Annotated in this window: 1 protein-coding gene and 1 pseudogene; both read left to right on the top strand. The window is 58.1% G+C overall.

Annotated elements, in window-relative coordinates:
* The first annotated feature begins 687 nt into the window (after positions 1-687).
* The gene (gene ltrA / locus HHL24_RS43140) at positions 688-2,205 is read left to right on the top strand and encodes a group II intron reverse transcriptase/maturase (RefSeq protein WP_169491320.1); all 1,518 of its coding nucleotides are present in this window, start codon (positions 688-690) and stop codon (positions 2,203-2,205) included.
* Positions 2,206-2,285: 80 nt separating this feature from the next.
* Positions 2,286-2,594: pseudogene (locus HHL24_RS43135) on the top strand (DDE-type integrase/transposase/recombinase); the annotation flags it as partial.

Here is a 2,594-nt window from a genome sequence, read left to right as displayed (position 1 = left end):
CGTGGAGTACGCCCAGCCAGCGTAGCCCGCCCATATGGGGGGTGAAGCTGCTTGAGCATGTTTGGAATGCAGGACTCCGGAGGAGTTGACGTTGCAGTACCGGGGCATGCCCTTCTTCTGCTGCGAGAGGAAGTGAGCCGAAGCGGCGGTGACTTGCTGACACTGGCAAGGTGACGAAGTCCGTGGGAAACGGGGCTTGCGGCGAAGCGGTTACGCCAAGATGAGCCTCCAGGCTGAGCGTGGGACGGTTGAGGAACACGAACCTATTGAAACGCATCTGAGGGTTGAAATGTCACCCCTGCCTACACCGCTTAACAGGCAGGACGCGAACTGGCGCCGATCACATTCATGGCTCGGCGCCACAAATGCTGACCGGACATGTATGCCGACCAGCAGGGAAGCACGGAGAGTGCGCAGCTAGGCCGTGGTGTTCGCGACGACTTGCGGCAAGCAAGGATAAAGACTGCGATAGGCAACCTCGCCCATGCGTTGAGTCCAGCATGTGAACTGGGGAAGGCTTGCACAGATGCCAAGGGAGTGTGCCCCCGATGATGTGTAGGCTGGCGGAGCCTCCGTAGTAGTCCGAGGCCGGGAAAGCCGGTCACATGGCGAAGGGAGGCAGTTGAAGTGGTTTGCCTGGTTGATTAACTGACCACAGTGAGGTGAAGACCTTTGATAATCAGTGAAATGCAAAGCAAACTGGCGACATGGTCGACGGAGAACAAAGGGCGCAAGTTCGATCGACTCCTAAGACTGATTGCCGACAGGAGTTGGCTGAGCGAAGCGGCTCGCATTACGCTGGCATCCAGCGGAGCCCGCACGCCGGGCGTGGACGGTGTTGACAGGCGCATGATGGAAGCGAATCTCCAGCATGAGTTGTCGACGATACGCGAGGAGTTGCTGACGGGCTCGTATAGTCCGCTGCCGGCACGTCGCGTGTACATACCGAAGGCGAATGGCAAGCTCAGACCACTCGGCATCCCTTGTCTGCGGGATCGAATCGTGCAAAGGGCCATGCTGATGGCGATGGAGCCTATCTGGGAAAGCGATTTCCACCCGGCTTCATATGGCTTCAGACCGGCCCGTAGCGTGCATCACGCGATTCGCACGGTGAAGCTTCAGTTGCAGGACGGTGGTGAACAAAGTGTCGCTGGACGCTGGATTATTGAGGGCGACCTCGCCAGCTACTTTGACACAGTTCATCATCGCCTGCTTCTGAAGGGGATCCGCAAGCGGATCGCCGATCAGCGCTTCCTCGCCCTGCTCTGGAAGTTCATCAAGGCGGGTTGTATTGATCGCGATCTGTTTCGGGCCGCAAGCGAAGGCGTTCCTCAGGGCGGTGTCATCTCGCCGCTGTTATCCAACATCATGCTGCACGAGTTCGATGCGTGGATGGAGAGGAACTACCTGAACAAGAAAGTGCGGAAGGATCGGTGGGCGTGGAACTTCGCAATCCTCAAGCAGCGTCCAATTGCTGTGCGAGAAAACCGGCAGTGGAAACCAGCTATCTCCTACTGCCGGTATGCAGATGACTTTGTGATCGTGCTCAAGGGGACTCGTGAACATGCTGAGACGGTACGCGAAGCGTGCCGTGGGTTCCTCGAAGGCGAACTGAAGCTCACGCTGAATATGGAGAAGACCCATATTACGCATGTGAACGACGGCTTCGTCTTCCTTGGTCACCGCATCATCCGCAAGCGTGGCCCACGCGGTCGCATGCGACCTGTGACGACGATTCCGTGGGAGAAGTATCGGGGCTTTGCCGGGAGGCTCGTCAGGCAACTGTCGGGCAACTACGGCATGAACCGGATGGACCTGATGGAAAGCCTGAACCGGCAAATTGCTGGCTGGGCTGCCTTCTATCAATACACCGATTACACGGCGACCCTGTTTGGAAAGCTGGATCGTGCCGTCTTCTGGAAGTTCGGACATTGGCTTGCGCGCAAGTACCGGCGCGGGTTCAGGTCGCTGATGCGTGACCACGTCCGGGCACCGAAACCGGGACAGGCCAAAACATGGGTGTTTCAGGGCCAGAATAGTCGGGGTTGGTATGGGGCGGTGGAGCTTCGGCGCCTTGTTACCAGCCGCAAGGGTCGTTTTACATGGCGTACCCCAATGGAAAATCCTTACATCATGCGCGATGAGACACGCAACACCATCGAATCGCGCTATGCCGATGTCGCCTTTGCCATGGGCAACGCTTGAACGGAGAGCCGGATGCGCTGAAAGGTGCAAGTCCGGTTCGGAGAGGAGAGGCAGGGAAATAGTTCGACTACGCCCTGCCTCTTACTCTACTGCCGACAACCGTCAGGGGCCGGTACTTTTACTGGTACATGATGAAGGACATCTACAGCCGCAAGCTGGTGATGAACGAGGTGTGGGAAGAGGAGTCGGCTGAGCACGCGAGCGAGTTGCTGAACAAGGGATGTCTGCGTGAAGGTATCGCCGGGCGTCCGCTGGTGCTGCACTCGGATAACGGTAGTGCAATGAAAGGCGCCACGATGCGCGCGGCCATGATCGATCTGGGTGTAGAGCCTTCGTTCAGCCGGCCGCGGGTGAGTAACGACAACGCTTTTGCAGAGTCGCTGTTCCGT

The sequence above is a fragment of the Paraburkholderia polaris genome (genome assembly GCF_012927345.1).
In the GTDB taxonomy this organism is placed as follows: Bacteria; Pseudomonadota; Gammaproteobacteria; order Burkholderiales; family Burkholderiaceae; genus Paraburkholderia; species Paraburkholderia polaris.
Note: the sequence above shows the minus strand (reverse complement) of the source record. Positions and strands in the feature narration are given on the sequence as shown.